The 24,308-nt window shown below is 31.5% G+C and carries 24 protein-coding genes; 4 read left to right on the top strand and 20 right to left on the bottom strand.

The annotated features are described in order from the left end of the window. Positions 1-6: 6 nt before the first annotated feature. The 8 genes from BTO06_RS17245 to gdhA all read right to left on the bottom strand — a co-directional run bounded on the left by BTO06_RS17245 (position 7) and on the right by gdhA (position 8,825). The gene (locus BTO06_RS17245) at positions 7-768 is read right to left on the bottom strand and encodes an exodeoxyribonuclease III (RefSeq protein WP_100926481.1); all 762 of its coding nucleotides are present in this window, start codon (positions 766-768) and stop codon (positions 7-9) included. Beyond that, positions 768-1,424, bottom strand: coding sequence for a CoA transferase subunit B (locus BTO06_RS17240; RefSeq protein ID WP_100926480.1), 657 nt, complete (start codon positions 1,422-1,424; stop codon positions 768-770). The genes BTO06_RS17245 and BTO06_RS17240 overlap by 1 nt, the downstream gene beginning before the upstream one ends. A 2-nt stretch (positions 1,425-1,426) precedes the next feature. After that, a complete protein-coding gene (locus tag BTO06_RS17235; protein WP_100926479.1) occupies positions 1,427-2,128 on the bottom strand; it encodes a CoA transferase subunit A in 702 nt (233 codons plus the stop codon). 39 nt (positions 2,129-2,167) lie between these two features. Then, positions 2,168-4,456, bottom strand: coding sequence for a penicillin-binding protein 1A (locus BTO06_RS17230; RefSeq protein ID WP_100926478.1), 2,289 nt, complete (start codon positions 4,454-4,456; stop codon positions 2,168-2,170). A gap of 3 nt (positions 4,457-4,459) precedes the next feature. Further along, positions 4,460-4,960: a gliding motility lipoprotein GldH gene (locus BTO06_RS17225; RefSeq protein WP_100926477.1), complete on the bottom strand. Its 501-nt coding sequence runs from the start codon at positions 4,958-4,960 to the stop codon at positions 4,460-4,462. Then, entirely contained in the window at positions 4,938-6,407 is a 1,470-nt protein-coding gene (locus BTO06_RS17220) for a PSP1 domain-containing protein (protein WP_100926476.1), read from the bottom strand. The genes BTO06_RS17225 and BTO06_RS17220 overlap by 23 nt, the downstream gene beginning before the upstream one ends. A 171-nt stretch (positions 6,408-6,578) precedes the next feature. Next, a complete protein-coding gene (locus BTO06_RS17215) occupies positions 6,579-7,418 on the bottom strand; it encodes an alpha/beta hydrolase family protein (RefSeq protein WP_100926475.1) in 840 nt (279 codons plus the stop codon). Between the two features lie 63 nt (positions 7,419-7,481). Then, a complete protein-coding gene (gene gdhA / locus BTO06_RS17210) occupies positions 7,482-8,825 on the bottom strand; it encodes an NADP-specific glutamate dehydrogenase (protein WP_100926474.1) in 1,344 nt (447 codons plus the stop codon). Positions 8,826-9,009: 184 nt separating this feature from the next. Between gdhA and pheS the strand changes: the two genes are divergently transcribed. Next, positions 9,010-10,029, top strand: a complete 1,020-nt coding sequence (gene pheS, locus BTO06_RS17205; RefSeq protein WP_100926473.1) for a phenylalanine--tRNA ligase subunit alpha — start codon at positions 9,010-9,012, stop codon at positions 10,027-10,029. Positions 10,030-10,033: 4 nt separating this feature from the next. Next, entirely contained in the window at positions 10,034-10,429 is a 396-nt protein-coding gene (locus BTO06_RS17200; RefSeq protein WP_100926472.1) for a hypothetical protein, read from the top strand. An 820-nt stretch (positions 10,430-11,249) separates the two neighbouring features. Here BTO06_RS17200 and BTO06_RS17195 read toward each other — a convergent pair. From BTO06_RS17195 to BTO06_RS17185, 3 genes are all read right to left on the bottom strand, one after another. Continuing rightward, a complete protein-coding gene (locus BTO06_RS17195; protein WP_100926833.1) occupies positions 11,250-11,612 on the bottom strand; it encodes a cupin domain-containing protein in 363 nt (120 codons plus the stop codon). A gap of 10 nt (positions 11,613-11,622) precedes the next feature. Next, positions 11,623-12,414 carry a DUF6503 family protein gene (locus tag BTO06_RS17190; protein ID WP_100926471.1) on the bottom strand — a complete coding sequence of 264 codons (792 nt, stop codon included), beginning with the start codon at positions 12,412-12,414 and terminating at the stop codon, positions 11,623-11,625. Positions 12,415-12,552: 138 nt separating this feature from the next. Further along, entirely contained in the window at positions 12,553-13,458 is a 906-nt protein-coding gene (locus BTO06_RS17185; protein ID WP_100926470.1) for a hypothetical protein, read from the bottom strand. A gap of 183 nt (positions 13,459-13,641) precedes the next feature. Here BTO06_RS17185 and BTO06_RS17180 point away from each other — a divergent pair, with 183 nt between their 5' ends. Then, positions 13,642-15,000: an alanine/glycine:cation symporter family protein gene (locus BTO06_RS17180; protein WP_100926469.1), complete on the top strand. Its 1,359-nt coding sequence runs from the start codon at positions 13,642-13,644 to the stop codon at positions 14,998-15,000. A gap of 224 nt (positions 15,001-15,224) precedes the next feature. Here BTO06_RS17180 and BTO06_RS19025 read toward each other — a convergent pair whose 3' ends face one another. The 5 genes from BTO06_RS19025 to BTO06_RS17155 all read right to left on the bottom strand — a co-directional run bounded on the left by BTO06_RS19025 (position 15,225) and on the right by BTO06_RS17155 (position 18,939). Continuing rightward, positions 15,225-15,317, bottom strand: a complete 93-nt coding sequence (locus tag BTO06_RS19025; protein WP_100926468.1) for an OmpW family outer membrane protein — start codon at positions 15,315-15,317, stop codon at positions 15,225-15,227. Positions 15,318-15,768: 451 nt separating this feature from the next. Next, positions 15,769-16,470 (bottom strand): M50 family metallopeptidase, encoded by a 702-nt coding sequence (locus BTO06_RS17170; RefSeq protein ID WP_100926467.1) that lies wholly within the window; start codon positions 16,468-16,470, stop codon positions 15,769-15,771. Positions 16,471-16,491: 21 nt separating this feature from the next. Beyond that, on the bottom strand, positions 16,492-17,124 hold the full coding sequence (locus BTO06_RS17165; protein ID WP_100926466.1) for an FMN-binding negative transcriptional regulator: 633 nt from the start codon (positions 17,122-17,124) through the stop codon (positions 16,492-16,494). A 42-nt stretch (positions 17,125-17,166) separates the two neighbouring features. Next, positions 17,167-18,492, bottom strand: coding sequence for a Kelch repeat-containing protein (locus BTO06_RS17160; RefSeq protein WP_100926465.1), 1,326 nt, complete (start codon positions 18,490-18,492; stop codon positions 17,167-17,169). A gap of 105 nt (positions 18,493-18,597) precedes the next feature. Further along, positions 18,598-18,939, bottom strand: coding sequence for a HopJ type III effector protein (locus BTO06_RS17155; protein WP_100926464.1), 342 nt, complete (start codon positions 18,937-18,939; stop codon positions 18,598-18,600). 117 nt (positions 18,940-19,056) lie between these two features. On the opposite strand from BTO06_RS17155, the gene aspS reads away from it, so the two are divergent. Continuing rightward, on the top strand, positions 19,057-20,811 hold the full coding sequence (gene aspS, locus BTO06_RS17150; protein WP_100926463.1) for an aspartate--tRNA ligase: 1,755 nt from the start codon (positions 19,057-19,059) through the stop codon (positions 20,809-20,811). Between the two features lie 114 nt (positions 20,812-20,925). On the opposite strand, the gene BTO06_RS17145 is transcribed toward aspS, so the two are convergent. The 4 genes from BTO06_RS17145 to BTO06_RS17130 all read right to left on the bottom strand — a co-directional run bounded on the left by BTO06_RS17145 (position 20,926) and on the right by BTO06_RS17130 (position 24,209). Then, on the bottom strand, positions 20,926-21,156 hold the full coding sequence (locus BTO06_RS17145) for a hypothetical protein (RefSeq protein ID WP_100926462.1): 231 nt from the start codon (positions 21,154-21,156) through the stop codon (positions 20,926-20,928). Between the two features lie 357 nt (positions 21,157-21,513). Continuing rightward, positions 21,514-22,164 (bottom strand): energy transducer TonB, encoded by a 651-nt coding sequence (locus BTO06_RS17140; RefSeq protein WP_100926461.1) that lies wholly within the window; start codon positions 22,162-22,164, stop codon positions 21,514-21,516. A gap of 263 nt (positions 22,165-22,427) precedes the next feature. After that, entirely contained in the window at positions 22,428-23,375 is a 948-nt protein-coding gene (gene glpQ / locus BTO06_RS17135; protein WP_232731552.1) for a glycerophosphodiester phosphodiesterase, read from the bottom strand. An 84-nt stretch (positions 23,376-23,459) separates the two neighbouring features. Beyond that, positions 23,460-24,209 (bottom strand): hypothetical protein, encoded by a 750-nt coding sequence (locus tag BTO06_RS17130; protein ID WP_100926459.1) that lies wholly within the window; start codon positions 24,207-24,209, stop codon positions 23,460-23,462. Positions 24,210-24,308 lie beyond the last annotated feature (99 nt).

Genomic DNA, 24,308 nt, shown 5'->3' with positions numbered 1-24,308 from the left:
GATTCTTTAAAAGTCAAACTCTACTGCGACAGGACAATGATCAGAATGCTTGGCTTCTGGTAATATATAAGCTCTAGAAATCTTATTTCGCAAAGACTCTGTAACCATGCAGTAATCTAAACGCCAGCCTTTATTATTTGCTCTTGCATTGGCTCTATAACTCCACCAAGAATATTCTTGTCTATCTGGATTCTTGAACCGGAAACTATCAACAAAACCACTATCTATAAATTTCCCTAACCATTCTCTTTCTTCAGGAAGGAAACCAGAAACCCCTTTCATTTTTGGATTGTGAATATCAATTTCTTCGTGACAAATATTATAATCACCACAAATCACAAGATTTGGAACTGTTTTTTTCAACTCAGTCGCATATTCTAGAATATCATCCATATAATTGAATTTATAATCCAAACGAGCAGAATTAGTTCCTGATGGCAAATACATACTCATGATTGAAACATCATCATAATCGACGCGAATATTCCGTCCTTCACTATCCATAGACTCAATCCCAGTTCCAAATTCTACATGTTTTGGTTCTTTTTTACAAAAAACCGCAACACCTGAGTATCCTTTTTTCTCAGCAGAAAACCAATATTGAAAAGGATAACCGGCTAATTCAAAATCTTCAGCATTCACTTGTTCTTTTTGAGCCTTTGTTTCCTGGATACAAATTACATCTGGATTCGCAGCTTTTAACCATTCTGTAAGGCCTTTTTTTAAAGCTGCTCTTATTCCGTTTACGTTATAGGAAATGACCTTCATTATAAACTCATTTCTGGTATTTCACCGTTTACAACCAAAGTTCCTTCTGTTGCATTCTGAATTTCTTCAACTGAAACTCCAGGAGCTCTTTCTAACAAATAAAATGTATCATCTTTAATTTCTAAAACAGCAAGATTCGTAACTATTTTAGTTACACAACCCACTCCTGTTAACGGTAAAGAGCACTTTTTTAATAGCTTTGACTCACCTCTTTTGTTGGTGTGCATCATAGCCACAATAATATTTTCAGCGGAGGCAACTAAATCCATCGCTCCTCCCATTCCTTTTACCATTTTACCTGGAATTTTCCAGTTTGCTATATCTCCATTCTCTGCCACTTCCATAGCTCCTAAAATGGTTAAATCAACGTGTTTACCACGAATCATAGAAAAACTAGTAGCAGAGTCAAAAAAACTTGCTCCAGGCAATGTTGTAATGGTTTGTTTACCCGCATTAATTATATCTGCATCTTCTTCTCCTTCAAAAGGAAAAGGTCCCATTCCTAAAACTCCATTTTCACTTTGAAATTCAACTTCAATATCATCTCTTACAAAGTTTGCCACTAAAGTTGGAATTCCAATTCCAAGATTTACGTAATATCCGTCTTTTACTTCTTTTGCAATACGTTTTGCGATTCCGTTTTTATCTAAAGCCATGATTAGTTTCTTTGTCTTACCGTGCGTTGTTCGATTCTCTTCTCATATTTTTCTCCTTGAAAAATACGTTGTACAAAAATTCCAGGAATGTGAATTTGATTTGGATCTAACTCACCTACTGGAACTAATTCTTCTACTTCAGCAACAGTAATTTTTGCTGCTCCACACATGTTAGGATTGAAGTTTCTTGATGTTCCTTTGAAAATTAAATTTCCAGCTGCATCACCTTTCCAAGCCTTTACAAAACCAAAATCGGCTTTAAACGCAGGTTCTAAAACATACATTTTTCCGTCAAACTCTCTTGTTTCTTTTCCTTCTGCCACCTCTGTTCCGTAACCAGCTGGTGTATAAAATGCAGGAAAACCAGCTTGAGCCGCTCTACATTTTTCCGCTAAAGTTCCTTGAGGAGTTAGTTCAACCTCTAACTCTCCAGAAAGCATTTGACGTTCGAATTCATCATTTTCTCCTACATAGGAAGAAATCATTTTTTTGATTTGACGGTTTTGTAATAATAAACCTAATCCAAAATCATCAATTCCTGCATTATTTGAAATACAAGTAAGATTATTAACTCCTAATTTCACTAACTCACTAATAGCGTTCTCAGGAATTCCGCATAATCCGAAACCTCCAAGCATTAAAGTCATTCCACTTGAAACGCCTTCTAATGCTTCTTCCACATTATTTACTTTTTTATTAATCATTTATTAAGTTGTTTGCTAAGTTTTGTTTCAATGATGTGATTAAAAATCGTCTTCCTCTTTCTGTTCTTCTTTTTGATCTCCGTCTTTATTTTTCTTGCTTTCTTCTTCGTGCTTTTCGCAATCAATATTAATAGAAAGATTTTCAGGTTTTTCAAATGGCTCTTTACTGATATTCAATGTTTTGTCTTCATAACATTTTCTCATAAAAATAGCCCAAGTTGGTAATGACATTGCTGCTCCTTGACCTTTAGCAATTCCTGCAAAGTGAATAGAACGATCCTCTCCTCCAGTCCAAACACCAGTCATTAAATTTGGAACCATTCCCATGAACCAACCATCTGTGTGATTTTGTGTTGTTCCTGTTTTACCTGCGATTGCATTCGAGAATTTATATGGATATCCTGTAACAAACTTTGGTCTTGGATAATAGGTTCTCAATCGTAAACCCGATCCAGATTGTGTTACACCTTCCATTAAATTCAATATAACATATGCAGACTCTTCGCTTAACACCTCTTTTGTTTCAGGAACAAATGTCTCTAATACAGTACCATTTTTATCTTCAATTTGAGTAATAAACATTGGTGAAACACGCATTCCTTTATTCGCAAAAGTAGAATACGCACTTGTCATTTCAAGTAAAGTTAAATCGATTGCACCTAAGGCTATTGATGGGTTAGCTTTAAATTCGGTTTCTACACCTGCAGACTTTGCTAATCTCGCTACATTAACGGGAGAGACATCATCAATTAAACGGGCGGTAATCACATTTACCGAACCCGCCAAGGCTTCCTTTAATGTTAATTCACCTCCATATTTTTCGCCAACATTCCTAGGAGTCCAATCATCTTGCATACCATATTTTTCTTTAGGAATCGTATATGGCGTATTTGGTAATTTATCACAAGGAGACCGTTTTAGCTGATTTATTGCTGTTGCATATACAAAAGGCTTAAATGTTGAACCTACTTGTCGTTTTTGCTGTTTTACTGCATCATATTTAAAATGCTTATTGTTAATTCCTCCAACCCATGCTTTAATATGACCAGTTTGTGGCTCAATAGACGCTAATCCTGAACGCAAGAAATGTTTATAATAACGGATTGAATCATAAGGACTCATTACTGTATCACGATCACCTTTCCAAGTGAAAACTCGCATGTCTGTTTTTGTTTGAAATGCTTTTTCTATTTCTTTATCGGACTTTCCTGCCGCTTTCATTTTCTTGTAACGATCAGAATTTTTCTTAGCTCTTACTAAAATTTTACGAATCTCACTTTTATCAATATCATAAAAAGGTGCTGTTCTGTTTCTTTTTTGTTCTTCGAAGAAATATTTTTGCAAATTAGACATATGTTCTGTCATAGCTTCTTCGGCATATTTTTGCATCCTAGAATCAATTGTTACATAAATCTTTAATCCGTCTCTATATATGTCATATAACTCTCCACTAGGTTTCGGATTATTTTTTACCCAACCTTTTAGAAAGCTTCTTGTATATTCTCTAAAATAAGTTGCTAAACCGTCACTATGACTTTCTGGTGTATAATTTAAGCCAAGTTCTAGAACTTGTAGTGAGTCCTTTTGTTTTTCAGAAATGTAATCATTTCTAAACATTTGTTTTAAAACGACGTTTCTCCTATTAAAAACTCTTTTCTCTCTTCTTAATGGATTAAAAAGAGATGAATTCTTCAGCATACCTACTAACATCGCAGATTCATGCAAATCAAGTTGATTTGGCTCTTTACCAAAATAAATACGTGCAGCAGACCTAATTCCAACTGCTTGATTCAAGAAATCATATTTATTAAGATACATTGCTAGAATTTCATTCTTAGTATATTGTCGTTCAAGTTTTACAGCAACTACCCATTCCTTCATTTTTTGAACAACTCTAAGAACTATATTCTTTGAAGCTCTTTTTGTAAATAACATTTTCGCCAATTGCTGAGTAATTGTACTTGCTCCGCCACTCCCTGGTTTTAAAACAGCTCTTGCAGTACCTCTAAAATCAATTCCTGAGTGCTCGTAAAATCTTTCATCCTCTGTAGCGACCAAAGCTTTTACTAAGTTTTGTGGTAAATCTTTATAATGAACAGGGGTTCTATTTTCATGAGCATATTTCCCGATAGTTTTACCATCAGATGAAATTATCTCAGTTGCCAGATTGTTCTCAGGATTTTCCAACTCTTCAAAAGTTGGTAATGTTCCGAATAAACCCCACGACGCTAATAAAAAAACGAAACATAATGAGAATAATCCTCCTAGAACAATTCCCCAAAACCATTTAATATATTTTGTGAAATTCATAGTTTTCTTTTTTGTCATTTTTTAATTTATTTTCTCAATTCTAAAACCAACATTCACGATGCCTTCTAATGCATTTATACCTTCTACTTCCCCACCTTTTCTCATAGCCTGAAAGATGTCTAATGTATAAGATCCTTGATTTGGAAATAGAATTTGTTCTTTGTAAAAAAGTTTGCTCTCTTTTAATTCAGAAAATCCTTTACCTAAAAACACTCCATTTTTATCGGCCATATCATACTCTAACGTATCAATAATTTTATTACCATCAGGAAAACTCATTTTTGTTATTAAAAACAAATTACTATATTCATAATCGCTGTTGTTTCTGATATTAATAAACAGATTTCTTCTCGCTAAAGTGTCTTTAACTTCAAACTGATAAGAAATAGGAGCATTTATGTCCCATTTGTTATTTTCAATTGAAGTATACTCATCAAATATTCTTTTGGAATCACAAGAAACCAATATTAACAAAAGTGCTAAAACTTTTAAAACTATACTATTGCTTGTTTTTTTGAGCATTATTATTGTTTCCAGAATTACGACGTTTATTTCTTCTTTGATTATTAGGTTTTTTATTATTAGATGAATTTTGCTTAGGTCCTTGCTTTTGGTTTTGACTCTTCTTTTGACCTTGGTTCTGTTTTTGACCTTGCCCTTGTTTTTGATTCTGTTTGTTATTCTTCTTATTCTGAGTCTGACCAGCAGGTTTATTGCCTTTATTATTCTTATTATTGGAACTTCCTCCTTGCTTCGGAATATTTTTTTGCTCTCCTTTTTTAGCTCTATTAGAAGGGTTGTTTCCCGTTCTTTTTTGATTTGTCCCTTTTCTTCGATTCCTATTCCTATTTCTTTTTGGTTTCTTAGGAGTATCGAAACGTGTTAAACTATCTTGCCCAACAACATTCTCAAAATCTATTTTTATTTCTTCAGCTATCTCTGCTTCATATTCCTCTAATGGTGCCCCTAAATCATCATTCTCATTTAAATCAATTATTTCATTAACCTGATCTAGTGACAATTTATACCATTTAAACTTTTCTTCTTTATAAGTGTACCATAGTAATTTTTTAAAGATGTCCATTTTTACAAAAATAGCATCTCCTTTTTCTGTTTTTAATACAACATCTTGTTTTGGGAAAGAACTTAAAGCATCTAAATAAGAATCCAATTCAAAATTTAAACAACATTTTAATTTTCCGCACTGACCCGCCAGTTTTAATGGATTTAGTGATAACTGCTGATATCTAGCTGCAGCCGTATTTACTTTTCTAAAATCTGTTAGCCAAGTAGAACAACACAACTCTCTACCACAAGAACCAACACCTCCTAATCGTGCTGCTTCTTGACGCATTCCTACTTGTTTCATTTCAACACGAATAGAAAAAGCGCTTGCTAAATCACGAATTAATTGACGAAAGTCTACACGATCATCTGCAGTATAATAGAACGTTGCTTTATTACCGTCTCCCTGAAACTCAACATCAGAAAGTTTCATTTTAAGACCTAACTTACTGATAATTTCTCGTCCTTTTCGCTGTGTTTCAAGCTCACGATCACGGGCTGTATTCCAAATTTCAATGTCTTTCTGAGTGGCCTTTCTGTAAATTTTCTTTACATCAGGACTATCAAGAGCAACCTTTCTTTTCTTCATTTGTACTTTTACAAGCTCTCCTGCTAAAGAAACTACTCCTACATCATGACCTGGATTTCCTTCAACAGCAACAACATCTCCCATAGAAATATTATGCTTTTTTTCAGTACTTTTATAAAAGTGTTTTCTTCCGTTCTTAAAACGTACTTCGTATATATTAAATGGAGCTTCACCTGTTGGTAAAGTCATATTTGATAACCAATCAAAAACAGCTAATTTATTTCCGCTTCCACATGTTCCTGTTCCACAATTTCCATTGCTCTTACAGCCGTTTGGAACGCCGCTTTTGTTAGTTGAGCAACTGCTACAACCCATAATTTATATATTATTTTAATAACTTCTTAAATCTGACGCATTCTCAGTATCAAGAAATTAATTGTAATTGTTTGATTTTTAATAAGATAAAAAAACGTTGTTTTCTTTTTATCAATTCGTAAATATACTCATTCCTATGGAATGTGAAAATCACTTTACTCATTGAAATGACTAGTTCCCTAAAAATGATTTACAAATAGTAATCGCGTCATTTAAATGAGCTGGCAATTCTTTAGTTTCCCAAGGATGTTTTGCCCCAAAAACATGATCTGCTTCATCGATAATGTGTAGTTCACTTTGAGAACTCCACTTGTGTAAATTTTCAGCTTCATTTATGAGAATTGAAGTATCACCACTTCCGTGAATAATACAAAGTGGTACTCTTAAATTTTCAACTGATCTTTTAATTGTCAAACGCTCTTCATTCGCTTTAAAATCTTCATAAAACTGATAAAAATGCGGCATTTGTTGTTTCGTTCTTCCGTTTAAAACGTATTTAACACCGTTTTTTTTCCATTTCTTCAAATCTCCAACAGTCGAAGATCGTTCTCCAAAATTAGAAACTCCACCTAAAGTAATCACGTTCTTTATCCTAGAGTCTTCTTCAGCTTTTATGCATACAATTCCACCACCTCTACTATGACCAATTAACGTAATTGAGTCTGTACTTATTTCGTTAGCGAACTCTTCATTTTGACAAACCCAATCAATTACCGATTCTAAATCGTCTAATTCTTTACTATAATTATTATTTCCGAAGGCTTCCAAATCAGGGAAATCGATAGGTTGATCAACGGTTCCTCCGTTATGTGAAAAATTAAATTTTACGAAAAACACCTCCTCAGAAAATGCTTCGGCCATTAAATTCCAAGCTCCCCAATCTTTGAAACCTTTATATCCATGACAAAAAACAATGACAGGTTTAGGTTTAATGGTTCTTGTAAAGAACACATCTGTTAATATTGGTTTTTGATGTTTACCTTCAATTATTCTATTCTTTATTATTTCCATAGGTATAAAAATAAAAAAGCTCATCAGTAACTGATGAGCTTTTTAACATAATATTGAATTTATCTAGACAATTCCTTGTGCTAACATTGCATCTGCAACTTTTACGAAACCTGCGATATTGGCTCCTTTTACATAATCAATATATCCAGACTCATCAGTTCCATACTCTACACAAGCCTTGTGTATATCTTTCATAATTCCTTTTAATCTTTCGTCTACCTCTTCACGAGTCCAGCTTAAACGTAATGAGTTTTGACTCATTTCTAATCCAGAAGTTGCAACTCCTCCAGCATTTGAAGCTTTACCTGGTGCAAATAAGATTTTATGTTCGTGAAATGCAGCAATTGCTTCGGGAGTTGATGGCATGTTTGCTCCCTCACTCACACAAATACAACCATTATCAATTAAAGTTTTAGCTTCTTCACCATTTAATTCATTTTGAGTAGCACATGGTAAAGCAATTTCAGATTTTATTGACCAAGGACGTTCTCCTTTAAAGAACTTAGCAGATGGATACTTTTCAGTATACTCGTGGATCCTTCCTCGCTTAACATTTTTTAATTCCATCACAAAAGCTAACTTCTCAGCATCGATTCCTGCTTCGTCATAAATATATCCTGAAGAATCAGATAATGTTACCACTTTAGCTCCTAACTCAGTAGCTTTTTCACATGCAAACTGCGCAACGTTTCCTGAACCTGAAACAGTTACTGTTTTTCCATTGAAAGAATCACCTCTAGTTTCCAACATATTTTGTGCAAAGTAAACTGCACCATAACCAGTCGCTTCAGGTCGTATTAAGGAACCACCCCAAGACTGTCCTTTTCCTGTTAAAACACCTGTAAAAGTGTTTTTTAACTTCTTATACATACCAAACATAAATCCAATTTCTCTAGCACCAACACCAATGTCACCAGCAGGAACATCCGTATTATGACCAATATGCCTGTATAACTCTGTCATGAAGGCATGGCAGAAACGCATAATTTCGTTATCTGATTTTCCCTTTGGATCAAAATCAGAACCACCTTTTCCACCACCCATTGGTAAGGTTGTTAATGAATTTTTGAATACCTGTTCAAAAGCTAAGAACTTTAAGATGCTCGCATTAACTGTTGGATGAAAACGTAAACCTCCTTTATAAGGTCCAATAGCTGAATTCATTTGCACTCTATATCCTCTATTCACCTGGATTTCTCCGTTGTCATCTACCCAAGAAACTCTGAATGAAATTAAGCGCTCAGGCTCAACCATTCTTAATAAAATATTTTTCCCGTTGTAAATATCATGTTTAGCAATATAAGGTATAACTGTTTCAGCTACTTCTTGAACTGCTTGTAGAAATTCTGGTTCATGGCCATTACGCTTTTCAACGACTTCCATAAAAGCCTTTATTTTAGATTCCATAATTTAGTTATTCGAAAAATGTTTTTTTAATAAAAATAATGCACAAATATAGTTAAATAACTAATCTAGCGTTTTAAAAAAGATCTTTTTTTGCGGAAACGAAAACGTTATAGTAAAGAGAAGAAAGAAAAATGTTAATTAAGTAAAAAAACGTAAATTTGCCACTCAATTTTTTTGAAAGATCATGTTAGATAAAGTTAAAGAGCTCATTGGAGATGTTCAAGTATTTCAGGCAACTACTAAAGAAGAAGTAGAGGCTTTCAGAATTAAATACTTAGGTAGTAAAGGATTACTGAAAAGTTTATTTGCTGAATTTAAAAACGTTGATGCAGAATTACGTAAAGATTTTGGACAAGCTTTAAATAATTTAAAGAAATCTGCTGAGGGAAAAGTTGCAGAATTAAATGAGGCTCTAGAAAGCGCTGTTGAAGAAAAAGGGGTTTATGGAGATTTAACAAGACCTTCTGAACCAATGGAATTAGGATCTCGTCATCCAATATCTGTGGTAAGAAATCAAATTATTGAGGTTTTTAATAGAATAGGGTTTACAGTTTCTGAAGGACCTGAAATTGAAGATGACTGGCATAACTTTACTGCATTAAACTTACCAGAATACCATCCTGCGAGAGATATGCAAGACACTTTCTTCATTGAAAAAAATCCAGATACTTTATTAAGAACACATACATCATCAGTCCAAGTTCGATATATGGAAAATAATGAACCTCCAATAAGAACAATTTCTCCGGGAAGAGTTTTTAGAAACGAAGATATTTCTGCGCGAGCACATTGTATTTTCCACCAAGTAGAAGGATTATATATTGACACGGATGTTTCATTTGCAGATTTAAAACAAGTTCTTTTATACTTTACTAAAGAAATGTTTGGTAAGTCAAAGATTCGTTTACGTCCATCCTATTTCCCATTTACTGAACCAAGTGCTGAAGTTGATATTTACTGGGGATTAGAAACAGAAACTGACTACAGAATTACAAAAGGAACAGGTTGGTTAGAAATCATGGGGTGCGGAATGGTTGACCCTAACGTATTAAAAAACTGCAATATAGATCCAACCAAATATTCGGGTTATGCTTTTGGAATGGGAATTGAACGAATTGCAATGTTATTATACCAAATTCCAGATATTAGAATGTTTTATGAAAATGATGTTCGTTTCTTAAAGCAATTTAAGTCTGTAATTTAATTTCATGAGAAAAGACATTATAATTGATGAAGTAACTGGTCTTGAAATGGCCGTTGTTTCTGAATTCAACACATCAGAAAATTCAGAAAACTGGTATGTTTATCTTATCAATAAAAAAGATATTGATTTAGATATGGTTATGGTAGTTTCACAAGGTTTTTCTGAAACAAAAACAACTACGGTATTCAGGAAGAAATTCGAACATATAAAGGCAAACTCTTCTATTAAAGTAGAATTAATACATCACGACCTATTTGCTTTAGATAATAGATTTTTAGTGTCGTTTTTTGAAGGAAATAAAATCTATGAAAAAGTATTTCTTTTCCAAAGAAACACCATCAAAGAAGGAAATTTACGAATGATTCCAATTTTGAATTTAAGAGGTGTTATTGTAAAATAAAACTAAATAATAGATATTAAAAGAAAATCCCTTTGCATTTGGGGCTTGCAAAAGGATCAGTCTAGTCAACCAAATAATTTAAACTTAGATAGGATATTAAATATTTTAGAGAAAATACCTTATCATACCCTCTCATTTGAGCGCAAATATAGTTTGGTTAACGAATAAAATTTATCACTTATAGATGTTTAGTTCGGAAACTGTAGATTAACAGTTTCATTTACTCGATAAACTAGAAAGGAGTTACATTTTTCCTCTTTAACTAATGGTTAATCATTTTTTTGAGTTTTATATATTAAAAACTCTCCTACCTTAGGGAAGTAGGAGAGCGCAATATGATTCGGTAAAATCATAAAACTTTAATTCAAATTCAAAATGAAAAACAAAACTTTATTAGGGTTTAGAAGATTATATTTTTTACTAATTACTATCACTTTTAATGCTAATTATACCTCAAAGATATTACAGATAAACCTTTCATTATCAGATATTCGATGTGTTATTTTATACTGTAGATAAATAGTTTAAATTCATCGATAAGTAAGTCTATTAACAAATCTATTCAACTAGGAACGTATGGTAAAAAGTAAAATTTAAAACAAAGAAAACCTCTTACATTTGGGGCTTGCAAGAGGCTATTTTTTAACTCAAAAAAGTGAAAAGTATTATGTTTGGGGATTATTACTTTTTAAATTTTTTCATTACTACTAATTAATACGTCAAATATACATTGACCCTAAGTTTTACATATAAAGTTTTAGTTTTAATGTTTTTTTCCTTAGATGAATGGAGCATATTCTTCGATGAATGGAAAACTGATTTAAATCCACTCATATTCATCGACAGTTATATCAGCTAACACATCTCCTGTGTGTTTTGTTGACAAAGGTTCGAAAAGTAAAAGATGAACTTCTTCTTTCGCTATTGGTTTATGTAAAACTCCTTTGGATACAATATAAAATTCCCCCTCGTTTACAGTTATAATTTTATCCTCTAACTCCAACTGCAATTCCCCTTTCATTACCATAAATAATTCATCTTCATTATTATGCTTATGAAAAACAAACTCACCCTGAATTTTCGCTAACAATATCTGTTGACCATTCAACTCAGCAACTTTTTTAGGGGACCATTGATCTGAAAATAAATTAAACTTTTCCGAAATATTAATTACTGATGACATATACTTTGTTTTATTCAATTAGATTAATATTCTCTATATTAATTCGAGATACTTCTTTTAGTTTATCGTTTTCATACAAAACAGGAAGATCCTTTAAATAAGTTCCAACCTCAGCTTTATAATTAATATAATCTTGAAATATAATTCCTCCTACATTAATTCTATTATAACTACTTCTAAAACGTACACCACCTCCGTTCACCTTATACGTATAAGCCAAATAATCCATTTTATGAGATTTTTTATTAATCCAATAATAGTATTTATCTTCAAAATCTTTTCCTCCGCCTTCTTGCTTAAAAGTAACTTCTATAACATCATAGTTTTCTCCTTTTATTTCAATCTCGCCTTTGTATAATTTTTTAACTGCTGAGTCGTTCAATTTATGTGGAAGAGTAGCAAAATAAACAACAGAATTTAACGATTCACCATATTTAGAAGCATCTTCTTCTGATAAGCTCACTTGTTTTCCATTAACTCTTCTTGTAAAAACTCCATTTTCAAGGATATCAAGAACAGTATCTTTTTTATTACTCACTTTTTTTAAAGTATACTTAAACTCATTTTCTTTATTAATGAAAGTGTATTCTTTATTTCTGAAAGAAAACCTATAAGAAGCTTCATCATATAATTCTCCTCCATGAGCTTCAATAGTATTATTCACTATTTTTTCGGCTATACTGAGTTCAGTTACTACTTGTTTTTCTTCTTCTTTAGTCTTGGAAACTTTATGTTCCGACTTACAAGAAACAGTTCCTGACATTAATAAAGTTAGAAATACGAATTTTAATATGAATCTCATTATTGTTGGTTTTCTTTTGTAAATATGTCTCTTTTTTTCATACTCCTCTTATTTCTTAACAAATATTTAGTGTTTTTACACATAAAAACCGCTCAATGGAATTGAGCGGTTCCCTAATTATAACCTGTGAAGTATTTTTTATCTTAAACTAATTTTCCCATTACCTGCAATTTCATTATCGATATAAATAGCTACTTTATAATCTCCTCTTGCTAGAGAGTGTCTATCCACCGAAATTAATGAAACTATACCTAGTTTTTGATTCTCATAATTTACTTTTATGTAATCATTATATGCAGTTTGGTCACTATTTACTCCTCTATTTTTATCTGAAAGAATTAACTCATTATTCTTGTCAAAAATTTGAATAATAATATTTTTCATTCCGGCATCTGCTAATTCATTTTCTAATAATTCAAACTTAACCTTAAAAGCATCCGTTTTACTTGATTTTGATGTGCTCGTAAATTTTCCACTATTTCTTTCTTTAAAAGCGTTAACAGTAATATTGCCAATTTTAACTTTTTTAGCCGGATTAATCTTATCACGTAACTCTTTCTCTTTATTTACCAACTCAGCATTCTCCTTAAAAAGACTTTTCTGAGATCTTTCATGTGCTCGTAACCTCTTTCTTACTTCATTATTTTCATCTTGAAGAGAGTCATTTTGCTTTGTTAATTGGTCTGCTTGCAATATAAGTTTTCTGTTTTCACGCTGAATTTTAGCTACTCTCATACTATATTTGACCAACTTATCGTAGTTACTCCTTTTAATCTCTTTAATAGAATCTTTTAAAGCTATTATTTTATTAATACTCGTAATAATTCTTCTTGACAATCCTTTCTTTTTAACTGTCATTTTTTTATAATCCGCTACAATTTGATCTAGTTCATGTTGAAGAATCTTCTGCTCATTTCTAAACTCATCGTCCAATTTATTCTTACTTTCATGGGTGTTAAAAGAATAAACAATAAGAAAAATTAGTAGGAGAACAGGTGAATACTTCAAAAGTTTATAAAACGAAAAGTTACTTATGTTCTTCATGGTAAGGGGGGTATTGAAGTTATATCTTAAAAATAAGAAAAAACTTTCGTTTAAAACTTTAACATATCCATTTTTTCGATAAATGGTTAAAATTCTGACTTAATAGAATTCATTATTTTAGACACTAATAATCTTGATGTTAATATTGTTTAAAAGTCTTATTTTAGTTCAAAAACTAAAATAATGTTTTTAAACTTCCAAGATAGCGTTGCACAATTTTCCTCTTGGATTTGGGGGGTTCCATTATTAATTCTTCTTATCGGAGGTGGATTGTTTCTATTCATTTATTCTGGGTTAGCTCCATTCAGATATCTCGGGCATGCTATAAATATTCTAAGAGGAAAATATGATAAACATGATTCACCTGGAGATTTATCGCATTATGAAGCTTTGTCTTCAGCTATTGCTGCAACTGTCGGAATGGGTAATATTAGTGGAGTCGCTATCGCCATTGCAACAGGAGGACCGGGAGCTGTTTTTTGGATGTGGGTAAGTGCTTTTGTAGGAATGGCAACTAAATTTTTTACTTGTAGTTTATCCGTAATGTATCGTGGAAAAGATGAGGAGGAAAATGTAAAAGGAGGACCAATGTACGTAATTACTGAAGGACTAGGAAAAAAATGGAAACCACTGGCTGTCTTTTTCTCATTAGCAGGATTAATTGGAACGCTTCCAGCATTTCAAGCAAATCAATTAACACAAACATTAATTGATGTATTTGAAGTAAAATCATCGAATGTAAAAACAGCCAAATTTCTCTTGGGAATTTCAATAGCAATTATAACTTCTGTAGTTATTTTTGGAGGTATTAAACGTATTGGTAAAGTAGCAGGGAAACTAGTTCCTATTATGGTTGTTATTTATTTAATCACCGTTATCACAATCTTAATTTTAAGATTTGATATTATCCCTGAAATTTTCTCATTGATTTTTACTGATGCTTTTTCTGGTAACGCTGTTATGGGAGGTGCTTTAGGAGCATTAATTATAACTGGAGTAAAAAGAGCTGCTTTTTCTAACGAAGCTGGAATTGGTACTGCTCCAATGATGCACGGAACTGCTAAAACTAAAGAACCTATTAGAGAAGGTTTGGTGGCAATGTTAGGGCCAGCAATCGATACGTTACTAGTTTGTACCTTAACAGCTTTAGCTATTTTAACTTCTGGTATTTGGAAAAATTTTAAAGGAAACGGAATTTCATTAACGCTATCGTCTTTTGATGCTGTTCTTCCTTATGGTATGGGAAGTGTTATTTTAACAATTTGTGTTTTAATTTTTGCCTTTTCAACCTTATTCACCTACTCATTTTACGGTTACTCTTGTCTGAGCTTTTTAACAAACTCCAAAATAGCCAAATACTATAACTATGTGTATGTAGCTACTATTGTAATTGCATCAATTACAGAATTAAAATTTGTTATTAGTTTAATTGATAGTGGTTATGCTTTGATGGCGATACCAACTGTTATATCGACATTAATTTTGGCTCCAAAAGTAAAGAGGGCAGCCAACGATTATTTTACTCGACTTAAGACAGAATAGATTATTTAAATAAAAAATAACTTTAGGTTAAAAAGCTATTTAAAACATTTAACTCAATAATTCTAAAGGGATTAAGAAATAAATCTGAAATAATCAGATTAAAAAAATAAAAGGGAAAATTAAAATTTCATTCCAACATCGAATCCAATAATAAACGGATTAATATTAACTTCTAAAGATAAATTTCCTGACTCTGTATCTACAGTTACATCTGTTGATAATAATTATTTTACATCTAGGTTTAAAAACCATTTGTCATTCAAATTATAATCAAAACCAGTTTGCAAAGTAAAGCCAAATGAATTGTCATACTTCATATTGGAAGCATCTCCGTTATCAAAACGGTTAAGTGTTTTATTAAAAACACCAGAATCTACATAAAATTTTTAATCACTTACATAACATTGATACTGTAAATTCAAAGTTGACGGTACTATCCAAACATGTCCTAAATCTGCTCCTCCTCCTAATTTGACACCGTTTTTAGCTGTTCCTAAAATTATTTCCGCTGCGATATTCTTTGTAAATTATAAAGTGAAATCTCATTCACAGACAAAGCAGTTGTAATTTCAACATTTGCTACATCTAAATTATCATGTGCCGAAAGAGGAATTGAAATAAATTGCCTAGAAATGGATTTTCTGTATATCTAGTTTCATATGTATTAATTTAATTACAAAATTATTGCCCATAAAACTGACGAACGATGACAAAACTCATGTTTGAAAAGTTCAATTTTAAATTATTTGAAATACGCGCTTAAAAAAATTATTTTTTAAAATAAAATTGAATGCTTTTCCAAAGTAGAAGTAAACTTACAAGAAGAATTATTGCTCCCCACAGCCAATAAGTACCAAATGTATTTGCCGCTATGTTTTGCGTATCTGAAGTCAATACTTGACCATTACGTTCAAATTGTTTTGTAAACAAGTAATTCAGTTGAAGATAAGTGCTAAGAATACATTGAAGTCCTAAAAAAAGTACAGTAATTGTTTCTACTTTTTTATTCTTCAAAAACATAATTATCACAAACAATACAACAAAACCACTCAAAGCAATTATTCCCCAGTAAGAACGTATCCAAATAATTAATGACAAGCCGATTACTCCAGTTAGTATTCTGAATAAAATTGCAGCGTGTTTCTGTGATCTGGCTGCCATAATTAAAATACTTCCAGCAATTGCTGGCCCAAATAATCCTCCAGCAGCCGTAAATGCTTTTGCTAGAGAAATCGACATGAATTTATTAGTAACAGTTGAATACGCTACACCTCCTCCATTTGCATAAATTTCTAAATAATGAAACTTTCCACCAACCAATAATGCAGTTAACCCGTGTCCCATTTCATGGAACCAAGTTCCTAATAAACGGAATGGATATTGAATCTGAACAAAATATGGAAGTTGTAATAATAAAAATATTAGTACAGAAATAATTAAAATAGTATAGTCAGATTTTTTTGAAATCACTTCTTAATTTATCAATAACAACTATGAAAAGAATTGTTCTCTTCTATTTTTCATTTCTTCTCCCAATAACTTATCTAAACCTTCCTTTTTTTCTAACTCTTTCATAATATTTAAATATGTTGCTTCATTTACATCTTGGCTTAGCTTAAAAACACCTTCTATTTTTTCTACCTTGATTTCAAAACCTGTTATATGTGGCATTAATCGATCTTTATAAGAATCGGTAAGGTTATCGAATATTGTCGGAGAATTTTTATCTCCTTTTTCATGTTGCAAAGTAAAATCTCTCATCAAGTTGATCAATCTATCTCCTTCAAAAAAGGAAACACTTCCATTTACGTGAATCGTCATATAATTCCAGGTAGAACCTTTACTCTTAATAGTTCCCCAAGACGCACTTACATATCCATTTGGACCATTAAAAACTACTAAAACCCTACTATTCTTGAACATTGCTTGATAATGATCGGTTTGTTTCATCATATGTCCGACCAAAAACATTTCATTATTTCTATTTTCAACAATTAATGGAATATGAGTTCCAACAAAACTACCATTTTCATCTAAACCCGTTATAAAAGCTAAAGGATAACGATTTATGAAACTTGTTAGCTCATCAACGTTATCCTCTTTATAATTTGGTACATTATACATGTGTTACTTCCCTTTGAATTTTAAATACACAATGTAGTGAATTTAGTACTCATCATACAACGTTGTATTTAATTCATTTAAATCAATCGTGTACATTTTTTTTGAAGGCTTCACTTGATATTGATCCTCCACAAAACCACCTAAAAGATAAAACTTATTGTCAACCAAAAACATTTTACTCGATTCGTATGGAAGATCAATTTTATACTCTTTTAAACCCTTCGTATTTGTATTGAATTCATAGAAAAAGCTTTTATCAAAAATGTAAATTAAATCTCCTTTTTTATCGATTGCAGGCATCTTCATTGATCTTGGTAACACTTTCTCTATTTCCCATTTTCCATTTTTCAAATTGAAAGAAGTAATTCGATTCATTTTCTCGGTTCCTTTACCTCCAATCATAAACAACTTATCATTAACCTTTATACATTCAGTTTCTTTAGGGTCAGGAAGCTTACCAATTATATACCATTTATCTTCTTTTGTGTTGTACAATGAAACATTATTGGAAAATTTCAATCTTCCTTTTTTCAACTTCTTTACCGACCCTCCTACCAAAATAATACTATTATCAATTTTTGCCACGCCTTGATTAATTCCATTCTGCTTACTATCAATTAATTTCTCTAACTTATTTGTTTTTAAATTGAAAACCTCGATATCATTAATCAAATATTCCCTCGACTTATTTTTTGCTAATTTTTTCCCTCCTAATAAGTACGCTTTTCCATCGATTAAAACTGCTTTATGATAAGCTCTTTTAAGCACCGGTTTTTCTAAAGAAGACCATCTCTTATTTTTTATATCATAAATACGAACCTTATTACTATAACCTTGATAACTTATTCGTCTATTCGTTCTATAAATAAGCTCATTTATACTTATTATTTCATCCTGCATTCCGCTTAACTCCTGTAATGCCATTCTCATTGCATCACTTAATGTTGACTTATCTCCACCAAAAACATAGATTTTATTATTATACAGAACAGATGCAAATCCATGCAAGCCTTTTTCTAACTCAGGCAACTTTTCAAAATTTAGTTCTTTATTCTTCTTTTTGGTTATTAAAACCTCCGAAAGTTTAATGTCTTTTTCAGTAAGAAATACTGATTTGTTAACAATTTCACCGAATAAAACATCTCTATCATAATACTCTACATGCGACAAGAAAATTCTGTCATTAGATTTTATCCTTTCTATTAAAACCTTTCCATTCTTGTCAGTGACATAAATTTTCCCCTTTTTCTTTAAGTGAACATATTGAATTGGTTCCTTAGATTTTGAATTCAATACGGTAATTGTATGTTGACCAAAAACAATTTGAAAAGTAAGTAACAAACAAAATAATAAGAGTTTATTTTTCATAAGCTTAGCGATCTGGTTTCCCTTAAAAATACGCCAAAATAAAAAGTAAATCAACCTTTTAACCTTATTTAACGGACCATGTTTCCTCTAGATAAACCAGTAAAATTATAGCTCAGTTAGCACCTCATTCTCAAAACTTAACCCTTCAAACCCAGTTTTCATAAAGTTTCTGATATTTTGATGACCTATTCCTTTTGGATCATTCACAACTTCAATATAGTATTGACCAAAACAAGCTAAAGTCTCCTCTTTTGATAATCCTTCTTGAATTGCAAACGAAAACACTTTGCAAGATCCTTGGTTTTCTGTTGATTGATTTTCTAATTCACCGTTTTTAAATGCCGATGGAGTAAAATTATAGTTACCTTCTATCAGTTCAATTGTTTCTTTAAAATCAATCGTAGCAACTTCATTTTGTAGTTTATTTTTGAATTCAGATATCGTCATTTGTAATCATACTTTAGAAGTACAAAAAAATAGATTATCCAACTTAAAAACTAAACTCTAGTAATTTTTTACAAACTAACATTTATAGTTAAATTTGCGCATCTAAAATTATAGAAAATGTACAGATCGCATTCTTGCGGTGAGTTAAGAGCATCGCATATCAATACAGAAGTTACCCTCGCAGGATGGGTTCAAAAATCAAGAGATAAAGGTTTCATGATTTGGGTTGATTTACGAGATCGTTACGGAATTACTCAGTTGATTTTTGATGAAGAGAGAACTTCTAAAGACTTAATGGAAAAAGCAAAAACATTAGGTAGAGAGTTTGTGATTCAAGTAAAAGGAACTGTTATTGAAAGAGCTTCTAAAAATCCAAATATCGATACAGGAGATATTGAAGTTTTAGTTTCTGAATTAAACATTTTAAACGAAGCAAAATTACCGCCATTTACAATTGAAGACGAAACTGATGGTGGAGAAGATATTCGAATGAAATATCGTTATTTAGATATTCGTCGTAACCCGGTAAAAAACAGCTTAGTCTTCCGTCATAAAGTTTCTATGGAAGTTCGTAAATATCTATCTGATAAAGGATTTATTGATGTTGAAACTCCATATTTAATTAAGTCTACTCCTGAAGGAGCTCGTGATTTCTTAGTTCCTTCAAGAATGAATGCAGGACAATTTTACGCATTACCACAATCGCCACAAACTTTTAAGCAGTTGTTAATGGTTGGTGGAATGGATAAATATTTTCAGATTGTAAAATGTTTTAGAGATGAAGATTTACGTGCTGACCGTCAACCAGAGTTTACACAAATAGACTGTGAAATGGCGTTTGTTGAGCAAGAAGATATTTTAGAAATTTTCGAAGGAATGACTCGTCATTTATTAAAAGAAACTAATGGTGTTGAAGTAGATAAATTTCCAAGAATGTCGTTTGATGACGCGATGCGCTTATATGGAAATGACAAACCCGATATTCGTTTCGGAATGCAATTTGGTGAGTTAAATGAAGTTGCAAAACATAAAGAATTCAAAGTATTTAACGAAGCAGAATTAGTTGTAGGTATTGCTGTTCCAGGTGGAGCTTCATACACTAGAAAGGAAATTGATAAGTTAATTGACTGGGTAAAGCGTCCACAAGTTGGTGCTTTAGGAATGGTATATGTAAAATGTAATGAAGACGGAAGTTTTAAATCATCTGTAGATAAGTTTTACGACCAAGAAGATTTAGCTAAATGGGCAGAAACTACTGGAGCGAAAGCAGGAGATTTAATTTGTGTTTTATCTGGCAAAACTTCAAAAGTACGTGCACAATTATCTGCTTTACGTATGGAATTAGCAGAGCGTTTAGGTTTACGTAAACCTGATGAATTTGCTCCATTATGGGTTGTAGATTTCCCATTATTAGAATTGGATGAAGAAACTGGTCATTATCATGCAATGCACCATCCATTTACATCGCCAAAACCTGGTCAGATTGAATTATTAGATACAGATCCAGGAGCTGTGAAAGCAAATGCATACGACTTAGTATTAAATGGTAATGAAATTGGTGGTGGTTCTATTAGAATTCATGATAAAGAAAATCAAGCAATTATGTTTAAACATTTAGGTTTCTCTCCTGAAGAAGCAAAAGAGCAATTTGGTTTCTTAATGGACGCATTTGAATATGGTGCTCCTCCTCATGGTGGTTTAGCTTTTGGTTTAGATAGATTGGTTGCTATTTTGGGTGGACAAGAAACAATTCGTGATTTTATTGCATTTCCAAAGAATAATTCTGGTAGAGATGTGATGATTGATGCACCTGCAACTATTGACAAAGAGCAATTACAAGAATTAAGTATTCAATTGAATGTTCAAGAGTAATCTTAAGAATAAATAGTGTAAAAAATCTCGTTTAACGCGGGATTTTTTTATTTCATCTAGATATTTTCGAACATGATTTCTAATTAAAATTTCTATATCAACTACAGGCGATTATTATATGTTAGGATTATTACTTTTTAATAATTGAAAACCTTCATAAATCAAGTAGAAAATGAACGTGTAACACACAAAGTTTATAAATATAAACATTAATGTTTCTAACTCGAAAATAGGTTTATCATCTCCAAATCCGGCGGCGTAAAATAATTCATCAACAAGATGTGGAGAAACAAGCAAAAGACCTCCTAAACCCAATAATAATAATCCAATTATCTTTCTTAACATAGTTTAGTATAAATAAAAAATACTATATAAAAAACAATAAACCTTTGAAAAACAATAAGATGACGTTGAAATACAGGTAACCTCATCTAAGTGGTAATTAAGGAGAAAATCATAGTAATTTTATTGATGAAGTTACATAGACTAAAAAATACGACCATACTCAAACAAATCATTAATGAAATTAAAATCCCTTAAACAAGAGCTTGGCATTTTAATAAAAAGGGTGGGTATTCAGGTACAGACACACTGAAAAAAATAAACAAAACTTACATTTAGTTAAACAAATAAGTGATTCTAATTTCAAGAATTTGAGCACTTCGTAAGCCTCAATTTATCAGTAATATATAGTAGTAATGATTATTTTCCCATTTCAAATTTAATTGCCATTAAGTGTTTTACGTTTACTAACTCACCATCAATTTTACCTGGAGTGAATTTTGGTAATTCTTTAATTACTTTCGCTGCTTCCTTTTCTAATAACTTTCCGTTAGTTGGTCCTAACGTAACGATATTTTTAACCGTTCCATTTGTATCGATTACAAAACTTGTCCAAACAATTCCTTCAATTCCATTATGCTCTAAGACCTGTGGATATTCTAAATTATCTTCAACATAAGCCTCTAAAACAACTCTTAAATTACCTGAATATTTAGTTTTTCCTTCTGGTATTATTAACGTTGGTTCATTGGTAACTTCACCCAAATAGACGTTTTTAATTTTCACTTCTTTCTTAGGCTCTTTGTTTTTTACAGAAGAAATAGATCGAATATTTTTACGTAGTTTATGGTAGTAACTTCTTCTTGTTCTTGTTCTTAAATATCTTTTCGTTTTAACTTTTGGTTCAGAAGCTTTTACCTTTTCTTGATCATTCAAACATTTATCGATGGTATTTAATTCCATTAAAAGATCATCGTCTAAAGATGAACTTTCGCAAACATCGTGTTGTGCAACCAATACCATATTTGATGCAAAAACTAAACTTAGTATTAATATTTTCTTGAGTGTCATAATAAAAGGTGTTAATAGTAATTCTTAAAAAATGTATTCTGTTATTATTCAATAACACCACAAAGAAACTTCAATACTAAATTATTTCTATTCTATAACTTGTTGAGGCGGAAAAATTAAGGTTAAAAAGGAATCAAAGAAATTGAAATTTCCGCAAACCATTTGTTTTAAATGGAATGCAATTACACTTCCAATGTTAAAAAGGAAAAAAATCGACTTGAAAATCATACTAAAAACACGAATCATTTATCGTTTAGGAACACTTAACGTTTTAAAATTTTAATCACCTTGTTTGGAAAGTCAGTAAAACATCCATCAATGTTGGCTTCAAAAAGTAAAGTGTTTACATGCTCTTCAAAAGTAGAAAAATCACCTAACTGATCTGCTCTAAACGTATACGCATGCACTTTTAAGCCTAATTTATGAGCATCTTCAACTAATGAAGTAAATTGCCATTTACCATTAACCTTTTTATCAATAACTTGTTTATACCAAGGTCCAATTCCATCTGCATAAGTAGCAAAATAATCAAGCTGTTTAGTTTCTTTTGGGAACTCTATTAATTGTACTAAAAACAATTCGGATTTTAACTCCTTTCGAACACGTTCCAATTCTTTAGCATCGAAACATTGAAAGATGCAATCATCTTCCTTAGAAGTATATCCATATTCTGATAGAACCTCTAAAGTGATTTGTGCAATATCTTTTCCATTCTTATGATGAAAGTCAGGGTTTTTAATTTCTGGATAAATTCCGATACTTTTCCCCGTACTTTTATTCAGTCCTTGAATTAATTCGATTTCTTGTTGCAGAGAATGTAATTTAAAACTCCCTTTTCCTTTAGGAAATCTATTCGGATAAAATTGTTCACCAGTTTTAGGGTCAAAACGTTCAGAGACATGTAAACTCTGCAATTCGTCAAAAGTAAAATCGATCACATAATATCGTCCATCTTCTCGTTTTCGCTCAGGAAATTTTGCAGCAACATCAGTAACATCGTCTAAATAAATATCATGAATAACCATAGGAACATCATCTTTACTCAGCACTAAATCTTGTTCAATAAAATCAGGATTCATTGCATAAGCCATGGCTTTGGCTTCCATTGTATGTTCTGGTAAATAACCTGAAGCTCCGCGATGAGCAACAACAATTTTTGAGTTCATAGGCTGCTTTTTAAGGCTTTCTTTTGTAGATGTTTTGCAATTCATAAAAGATAAAATTACAACCATCAAAATCAAACGTTTCATAAAAACTATTTCTAGTAAATGTATATAAAAAGCGAGAATGTAATTTTAATATTCTATTAAATATTCATTCACTGAATTAGGGTTTAAAGTAATCGCTTCTGTTCTTTTGTTTTCATACACACCGTTCTTTTTAACCGTATAATCAAGATAAGCTTTTCTATAGGCCCCATTAACTTTTCCTTCTACCACAGAGTGAACATTAACACCGTTCCATTCTAACATACTTGTAACGGTATTTCCGTTATCATAAAACACATTTGTATTTTCATAATTAATAAGAGACTGTCTTACCAATCCATAACGTCTTAGACTTTCTTCATCATCTCTAAAATAACCCACACGAATGTTATCTTCTTCGTTAAATGGATTTGTGTTTTTTACCGTAATTTTTATTGAAGCATATCTATTTACTTTAATGTCTGGCAGCCCATCATTCATTAATTTTTCTATGGAATAGCCTTGTTGTGATGAATTCGCTTGATAATTTATATTTTTACTTCTAGTAAAAAATTTCAAGGAATTATCCTTCTCTTCATAATGTACTAAAACAGAAAATTTTCCATTTTCATCTGTCAAAGTCATTCCTTCATCTTTAGTCACACATATACCAAAAACACCACTTCCCCTAGGATTACATACTTCATAATCAATCTCAATATTTGATACAGGTTCATTCGTTACATTATCAACAGCTTTGCCTTCAAATAAAAAGTCATTCAAATTTTTTTCATTCTTCACTAAACAGGAAATATTAACGAATAGAAATAACAATATCAAGTACTTTAAATTTTTCATTTTTTATCATTTTAGGTTCTGAACCCAAATGTATATTTCATGAAAAAAAAAGTATCCTGAATCTTATACTCTATAAAATTCAGGATACTTTTTAACATT

Source organism: Tenacibaculum sp. SZ-18 (genome assembly GCF_002813915.1).
GTDB lineage: Bacteria > Bacteroidota > Bacteroidia > Flavobacteriales > Flavobacteriaceae > Polaribacter.
This window is presented reverse-complemented; position numbering and strand designations above follow the sequence as displayed.

What these genes read in the sequence shown, in the direction of transcription:
- BTO06_RS17245 (WP_100926481.1), bottom strand. Translation starts at nt 768, where the DNA reads ATGAAGGTCATTTCCTATAACGTAAACGGAATAAGAGCAGCTTTAAAA.
- BTO06_RS17240 (WP_100926480.1), bottom strand. Translation starts at nt 1,424, where the DNA reads ATGGCTTTAGATAAAAACGGAATCGCAAAACGTATTGCAAAAGAAGTA.
- BTO06_RS17235 (WP_100926479.1), bottom strand. Translation starts at nt 2,128, where the DNA reads ATGATTAATAAAAAAGTAAATAATGTGGAAGAAGCATTAGAAGGCGTT.
- BTO06_RS17230 (WP_100926478.1), bottom strand. Translation starts at nt 4,456, where the DNA reads ATGACAAAAAAGAAAACTATGAATTTCACAAAATATATTAAATGGTTT.
- BTO06_RS17225 (WP_100926477.1), bottom strand. Translation starts at nt 4,960, where the DNA reads ATGCTCAAAAAAACAAGCAATAGTATAGTTTTAAAAGTTTTAGCACTT.
- BTO06_RS17220 (WP_100926476.1), bottom strand. Translation starts at nt 6,407, where the DNA reads ATGGGTTGTAGCAGTTGCTCAACTAACAAAAGCGGCGTTCCAAACGGC.
- BTO06_RS17215 (WP_100926475.1), bottom strand. Translation starts at nt 7,418, where the DNA reads ATGGAAATAATAAAGAATAGAATAATTGAAGGTAAACATCAAAAACCA.
- gdhA (WP_100926474.1), bottom strand. Translation starts at nt 8,825, where the DNA reads ATGGAATCTAAAATAAAGGCTTTTATGGAAGTCGTTGAAAAGCGTAAT.
- pheS (WP_100926473.1), top strand. Translation starts at nt 9,010, where the DNA reads ATGTTAGATAAAGTTAAAGAGCTCATTGGAGATGTTCAAGTATTTCAG.
- BTO06_RS17200 (WP_100926472.1), top strand. Translation starts at nt 10,034, where the DNA reads ATGAGAAAAGACATTATAATTGATGAAGTAACTGGTCTTGAAATGGCC.
- BTO06_RS17195 (WP_100926833.1), bottom strand. Translation starts at nt 11,612, where the DNA reads ATGTCATCAGTAATTAATATTTCGGAAAAGTTTAATTTATTTTCAGAT.
- BTO06_RS17190 (WP_100926471.1), bottom strand. Translation starts at nt 12,414, where the DNA reads ATGAGATTCATATTAAAATTCGTATTTCTAACTTTATTAATGTCAGGA.
- BTO06_RS17185 (WP_100926470.1), bottom strand. Translation starts at nt 13,458, where the DNA reads ATGAAGAACATAAGTAACTTTTCGTTTTATAAACTTTTGAAGTATTCA.
- BTO06_RS17180 (WP_100926469.1), top strand. Translation starts at nt 13,642, where the DNA reads ATGTTTTTAAACTTCCAAGATAGCGTTGCACAATTTTCCTCTTGGATT.
- BTO06_RS19025 (WP_100926468.1), bottom strand. Translation starts at nt 15,317, where the DNA reads ATGAAGTATGACAATTCATTTGGCTTTACTTTGCAAACTGGTTTTGAT.
- BTO06_RS17165 (WP_100926466.1), bottom strand. Translation starts at nt 17,124, where the DNA reads ATGTATAATGTACCAAATTATAAAGAGGATAACGTTGATGAGCTAACA.
- BTO06_RS17160 (WP_100926465.1), bottom strand. Translation starts at nt 18,492, where the DNA reads ATGAAAAATAAACTCTTATTATTTTGTTTGTTACTTACTTTTCAAATT.
- BTO06_RS17155 (WP_100926464.1), bottom strand. Translation starts at nt 18,939, where the DNA reads ATGACGATATCTGAATTCAAAAATAAACTACAAAATGAAGTTGCTACG.
- aspS (WP_100926463.1), top strand. Translation starts at nt 19,057, where the DNA reads ATGTACAGATCGCATTCTTGCGGTGAGTTAAGAGCATCGCATATCAAT.
- BTO06_RS17145 (WP_100926462.1), bottom strand. Translation starts at nt 21,156, where the DNA reads ATGTTAAGAAAGATAATTGGATTATTATTATTGGGTTTAGGAGGTCTT.
- BTO06_RS17140 (WP_100926461.1), bottom strand. Translation starts at nt 22,164, where the DNA reads ATGACACTCAAGAAAATATTAATACTAAGTTTAGTTTTTGCATCAAAT.
- glpQ (WP_232731552.1), bottom strand. Translation starts at nt 23,375, where the DNA reads ATGAATTGCAAAACATCTACAAAAGAAAGCCTTAAAAAGCAGCCTATG.
- BTO06_RS17130 (WP_100926459.1), bottom strand. Translation starts at nt 24,209, where the DNA reads ATGAAAAATTTAAAGTACTTGATATTGTTATTTCTATTCGTTAATATT.